Annotated in this window: 5 protein-coding genes; 4 read left to right on the top strand and 1 reads right to left on the bottom strand. The window is 70.6% G+C overall.

What is annotated here, in order from left to right:
• Window positions 1-504: FAD-dependent oxidoreductase (locus J5F18_RS11485; RefSeq protein WP_346298764.1), on the top strand; the 504-nt coding region annotated here is incomplete at its 5' end.
• Between the two features lie 10 nt (window positions 505-514).
• On the opposite strand, the gene J5F18_RS11480 is transcribed toward J5F18_RS11485, so the two are convergent.
• Window positions 515-1,789 carry an aminotransferase class I/II-fold pyridoxal phosphate-dependent enzyme gene (locus J5F18_RS11480; protein ID WP_346298763.1) on the bottom strand — a complete coding sequence of 425 codons (1,275 nt, stop codon included), beginning with the start codon at window positions 1,787-1,789 and terminating at the stop codon, window positions 515-517.
• 130 nt (window positions 1,790-1,919) lie between these two features.
• Between J5F18_RS11480 and sulP the strand changes: the two genes are divergently transcribed.
• From sulP to J5F18_RS11465, 3 genes are all read left to right on the top strand, one after another.
• Window positions 1,920-3,632 carry a sulfate permease gene (gene sulP, locus J5F18_RS11475; RefSeq protein WP_346298762.1) on the top strand — a complete coding sequence of 571 codons (1,713 nt, stop codon included), beginning with the start codon at window positions 1,920-1,922 and terminating at the stop codon, window positions 3,630-3,632.
• A gap of 105 nt (window positions 3,633-3,737) precedes the next feature.
• A complete protein-coding gene (locus J5F18_RS11470) occupies window positions 3,738-4,880 on the top strand; it encodes an ABC transporter permease (RefSeq protein WP_346298761.1) in 1,143 nt (380 codons plus the stop codon).
• Entirely contained in the window at window positions 4,880-5,683 is an 804-nt protein-coding gene (locus J5F18_RS11465) for an ATP-binding cassette domain-containing protein (protein WP_346298760.1), read from the top strand. The genes J5F18_RS11470 and J5F18_RS11465 overlap by 1 nt, the downstream gene beginning before the upstream one ends.
• Window positions 5,684-5,698: the final 15 nt, after the last annotated feature.

Raw genomic sequence — 5,698 nt, 5'->3', positions numbered from 1 at the left:
ATGATGACCAACGCCGAGGTCGTCGGCCCGCTGGGCGGCGGGGTGGGGGTACGCCGGGATGCCACCCGTGGCGGCGAGGACAGCCTCAGCCTGCTCGAGGCAGACCACCTGATCCAGGCCGGGGGGCTGGTGCCGCCCGGCGTCCTGGCGACCCTGGGGCTGCCCCTCTACCCGGAGCGAGGCCTCGCCGTGGCGGACACCCTGCAGAGCCTGGGCGACCCCGATATCTTCGCCGCCGGCGACTGCGCGGCCCTGCGCGACCACCTGCTGCCGAGACTCGGGGTCTACGGGGTCAGGCAGGCCCCGGTGCTGCTGGACAACCTCGCCGCCCGCCTGGCGGGTCGGCCGCTGAGGCCCTATCACCCCCAGCCGCGCGCCCTGGCTATCCTCGATCTGGGCCTGGGCCTCGGCCTGGCGATCCACGGCCGGCACTGGTGGGCCGGCCGCGGCGCCCTGCTCTGGAAGCGCTGGCTGGACCACCGCTTCATGCACCAGCTGCGCTGAGGCCCCCGCTTCACGCCTGGCTGGCGGCCAGCGCCTGGTCGAGGTCGGCGAGGATATCGTCGATATGCTCGATGCCGATGGAGAGGCGAACCATGTCCGGCGTCACGCCCGCCTTGACCAGCTCCTCGTCGTTGAGCTGCCGGTGGGTGGTGGAGGCCGGGATCGACGAGCAGGTCTTGGCATCGCCGATGTTGACCAGGCGCAGGATCATGCCCAGGGCATCGTAGAAGCGCGTCCCCGCCTCGCGGCCGCCCTGGATGCCGAAGCTGAGGATCCCCGAGGCGCGGCCGCCCATGTATTCCTGCGCCAGGGCGTGATCCTTGTGGTTCGGCAGCCCGGCATACTGGACCCAGGTCACCGCGGGGTGGCCCTCCAGATACTCGGCCACCCGCTGGGCGTTGTCGCAGATCCGCTCGATGCGCAGTGCCAGGGTCTCGAGCCCCTGCAGCAGGTTCCAGGCCGCCTGGGCGGAGAGCGCCGCCCCCATGTTGCGCAGCGGTACCACCCGGGCGCGCCCGATGAAGGCCGCCTCGCCCAGGTCCCGGGTATAGCAGACCCCGTGGTAGGAGACGTCGGGCTCATTGAGCAGCGGAAAGCGCTCGGCGTGGTCGGCCCAGGGAAACTTGCCGGAATCGACGATCACGCCGCCCACGGTGGTGCCGTGGCCGCCGATGTACTTGGTGGCCGAGTGGATGACAATGTCGGCGCCGTGCTCGATGGGCCGCCACAGGAAGGGGGTCGGCACGGTGTTGTCGACGATCACCGGCACGCCATGACGGTGAGCCAGATCGGCCAGGGCCTTGATGTCCACCACGCCGCCGGAGGGATTGCCGACCGTCTCGCAGAACACCGCCTTGGTGCGCGCATCGATCAGCGCCTCGAGGCCGGCCAGGTCGTCCTTGTCGGCAAATCGCACCTCGATGCCCTGGCGCGGCAGGGTGTGGGCGAAGAGGTTGTAGGTGCCGCCATAGAGCTCGCTGATGGAGACGATGTTGTCGCCCGCCTCGGCGATGGTCTGGATGGTGTAGGTGATGGCGGCCATGCCCGAGGCCACGGCAAGACCGGCGAGGCCGCCCTCGAGCGCGGCGACGCGCTGCTCCAGCACCGCACAGGTGGGGTTCATGATCCGGGAATAGATGTTGCCCTCGACCTTGAGGTCGAAGAGGTCGGCGGCGTGCTGGGCGCTGTCGAAGGAGAAAGACGTCGTCTGGTGGATCGGCACCGCCACCGAGTGCTGGTCGTCGGGGGCATAGCCGTGGTGCAGGGCAATGGTTTCGCGTTTCATGATGTGTCCTTGCGGTTGTCGTGGGGTATGGCGGCTGCCGGCGTATTTCACCTGATGCTAACCAACTCTGAACGCCACCACTAATATCGTTTAGTCTCTAGGCTCAGCCCCGCTAACGAACGAAGAACGGATGCTCAAGCGCTACCTGCCGATCCTCACCTGGCTGCCCCACTACAACCGCCGGCTGGGCGGTGCTGACCTCCTGGCCGGCCTGATCGTCACCGTGATGGTGATTCCCCAGTCGCTGGCCTACGCCCTGCTCGCCGGCCTGCCCGCGGTGGTAGGCCTCTACGCCAGCATCCTGCCGGCGGTGCTCTATGCCCTGCTCGGCACCAGCCGCACCCTGGCGGTGGGCCCGGTGGCCATCATCGCGCTGATGACCGGCGCCGCCCTCTCCGGGGTGGCGACCCCGGGCACGCCCGAGTACCTGCAGGCCGCCCTGGTGCTGTCGCTGCTCTCCGGGCTGATGCTGGTGGCCATGGGCCTGTTGCGTCTGGGCTTCTTCACCAACTTCCTGAGCCACCCGGTGATCGCCGGCTTCCTCTCCGCCTCGGGGATCCTGATCGCCGCGAGCCAGGCCGCCCACCTGCTGGGCATCGAGGCCAGCGGCTATACCGCCACCGCCCTGCTGGTCAGCCTGGCCGCCAACCTCGCCGCCGTTCACTGGCCGACCCTGGCCCTGGGCGGGGGCACCCTGCTGTTTCTGCTGCTGTGCCGCCGTTACGCCAAGGCGCAGCTGTGCCGCCTGGGCCTGAGCGCCCCCACCGCCGCCCTGCTGGCCCGCTCGGGGCCGGTGCTGGCGGTGCTGTTCACCACCGGACTCAGCTGGCACTTCGCCCTGGCCGATCACGGCGTGGCGGTGGTCGGCGCCATCCCCGGCGGGCTGCCGCCCCTCACCCTGCCCGGCTTCGATGCCTCGCTGTGGCGCGCCCTGCTGATCCCGGCGCTGCTGATCAGCGTGGTGGGCTTCGTGGAGTCGATCTCCATGGCCCAGATGCTGGCGGCGCGCCGACGCCAGCGCATCTCGCCCAACCAGGAGCTGATCGGCCTGGGCGGGGCCAACCTGGCGGCGGCCTTCTCGGCGGGCATGCCGGTCACCGGGGGGCTGTCGCGCACCGTGATCAGCGACGAGGCCGGCGCCCAGACGCCCATGGCCGGGCTCTTCGCGGCGCTGGGCATCGGCCTGGTGACCCTGGCCTTCACGCCGCTGCTGCACCATCTACCCATCGCCACCCTGGCCGCCACCATCACCGTGGCGGTGCTCACCCTGGTGGACATCCCGATGATCCGCCAGACCTGGCGCTACTCCCGGGCCGACTTCTCGGCCATGGCGGTGACCATCCTGCTGACTCTGGTGGAGGGAGTGGAGGCCGGCATCATCAGCGGGGTGCTGCTCTCCGTGGGCCTGTTCCTCTACCGCACCAGCCGCCCCCACAGCGCCATCGTGGGACGCATCCCCGGCACCGAGCACTTCCGCAGCGTGCAGCGCCACGAGGTGGAGACCCTGGGCCACGTCGCCTTCCTGCGCATCGACGAGAGCCTCTACTTCGCCAACGCCCGCTACCTGGAGGATACCGTTCACGCCCTGGTGGTGCGCCGTCCGGAGCTGGAACATGTGGTGTTGATCTGCTCCGCGGTGAACCTGATCGACGCCTCGGCGCTGGAGAGCCTCGACGCCATCAATGCCCGCCTCAAGGAGTCGGACGTCACCCTGCACCTCGCCGAGGTCAAGGGACCGGTGATGGACCGCCTCAAGCGCAGCGACTTCCTCGACGACCTGACCGGGCGGGTCTTCCTCAGCACCTACGCCGCCTGGCAGGCGCTGGGCAACCCGCCCGAGTAGCGGGCGGGGCCGGGAGGGGGCATACAAGGCTGTAGGTAATCGTTAAGATGGAGCCAAGGGGGTGCGCCCCCGGGAAGCCCCCGCTCGAGAAGGACACCCCTCGCCATGGCTTCGACCGACAGCTCGCCCGGCCGGCTCCGCGTCCAGGACGGGCGACTCCACATCAGCGGAAGCTGGACCCTCGAGCACCACGCCGCGCTCAAGGCCCTGGTACGCTCGCATCGCGGCGGCGCCGAGGTGGCCGCCGCCGACGAGTCGGTGGATCTCTCCGGCCTCGCCGGCCTGGATACCGCCGGCGCCCGCCTGCTGGTGGCGCTGCTCGGCGCCGAGCGGATGGCCGACGTGGCCCGCTGGGCGCCCGACCTGCCCGAGGCGCGCCAGGCGCTGCTCGCCACCGTCGCCCGGGTGCTGCGCGAGCCCCTGGAACCGCAACCCCCGCGCCGCTCTCCCCTCGGCGATCTGCTGGTCGATATCGGCGAGCGGGTCGGCGGCCTGTGGCGCCAGCAGCGCCAGCTGCTCGCCTTCATCGGCCTGACCCTCGCCACCCTGCTGGCCTGCCTGCTGCGCCCCTGGCGCTGGCGCCTCACCTCCCTGGTGGCCCATATCCACCAGACCGGCCTCAACGCCGTGCCCATCGTCGCCCTGCTCACCTTCCTGGTGGGGGCCGTGGTGGCCTTCCTGGGCGCCACCGTGCTGCGCGACTTCGGCGCCACCATATTTACCGTCAACCTGGTGGCCTTCGCCTTCCTGCGCGAGTTCGGCGTGCTGCTGGCCGCCATCCTGCTGGCCGGCCGCACCGCCAGCGCCTTCACCGCCCAGATCGGCGCCATGAAGGCCAACGAGGAGATCGACGCCATCCGCGCGCTCGGCCTCGACCCGGTGGAGCTGCTGGTGCTGCCGCGCCTGCTGGCGATGCTGGTGATCCTGCCGATCCTGACCCTGATCGGCATGCTGTCCGGGATCCTCGGCGGCGCCCTGGTGTGCATCTTCCTGCTCGATATCACGACCACCCAGTTCCTCACCATCCTGCAGCGCGACATCCCCCTCAGCCACTTCCTGGTGGGCATGGGCAAGGCGCCGCTGTTCGCCTTCCTGATCGCGGTGATCGGCTGCCTGGAGGGCTTCAAGGTCACCGGCAGCGCCCGCTCGGTGGGCGAGCACACCACCTCCAGCGTGGTGCAGTCGATCTTCATGGTGATCCTGCTCGACGCCGTGGCCGCGCTGTTCTTCATGGAGATGGGCTGGTGATGGCGAAAGGCGACGTGGTGATCCGGGTGCGCGGACTGGCCAACCGCTTCGGCCAGCACGTGGTCCACGAGGCGCTGGACCTGGACATCCACCGCGGCGAGATCCTCGGCGTGGTGGGCGGCTCCGGCACCGGCAAGTCGGTGCTGCTGCGCAGCATCGTCGGCCTCAAGCGTCCCGACGCCGGCCGCGTCGAGGTGTTCGGCGAGGACCTCTCGTCGCTCCCGTCGCGCCAGCGCTCCCGGGTGGAGCGCCGCTTCGGCGTGCTCTTCCAGCGCGGCGCGCTGTTCTCGTCGCTGGACCTGCAGGAGAACGTCGCCCTGCCGCTGATCGAGCACGCGGGCCTGGCCCGGCAGGACGCCGAGGACCTGGCACGCCTGAAGCTGGCGCTCACCGGGTTGCCGCCGGAGGCCGCCGTGAAGATGCCGGCCGAGCTCTCCGGCGGCATGATCAAGCGTGCGGCCCTGGCCCGGGCGCTGGCGCTGGACCCGGAGGTGCTGTTCCTCGACGAGCCCACCGCCGGCCTCGACCCCATCGGGGCCGCCGACTTCGACCGCCTGATCATGACCCTGCGCGACGCCCTCGGACTCAGCGTCTTCCTGGTCACCCATGACCTGGATACCCTCTACACCGCCTGCGACCGCGTCGCCGTGCTCTCCCGGCGCCGGGTGCTGATCACCGACCGGCTGGCGGTGGTCGAGGCCAGCGACGACGCCTGGATCCGCGACTACTTCCACGGCCCCCGTGGCCGCGCGGCCTCCCGGGCCGCTCACGCCACGGCGCCCTCAGCCACGGAGACTCCCTGATGGAAACCCGTGCCC

Source organism: Halomonas sp. BM-2019 (genome assembly GCF_017584085.1).
This window is presented reverse-complemented; position numbering and strand designations above follow the sequence as displayed.

Excerpts from the sequence above, each read along its gene's own strand:
- J5F18_RS11465 (WP_346298760.1), top strand. The coding sequence starts at position 4,880 with ATGGCGAAAGGCGACGTGGTGATCCGGGTGCGCGGACTGGCCAACCGC.
- J5F18_RS11480 (WP_346298763.1), bottom strand. The coding sequence starts at position 1,789 with ATGAAACGCGAAACCATTGCCCTGCACCACGGCTATGCCCCCGACGAC.
- sulP (WP_346298762.1), top strand. The coding sequence starts at position 1,920 with ATGCTCAAGCGCTACCTGCCGATCCTCACCTGGCTGCCCCACTACAAC.
- J5F18_RS11470 (WP_346298761.1), top strand. The coding sequence starts at position 3,738 with ATGGCTTCGACCGACAGCTCGCCCGGCCGGCTCCGCGTCCAGGACGGG.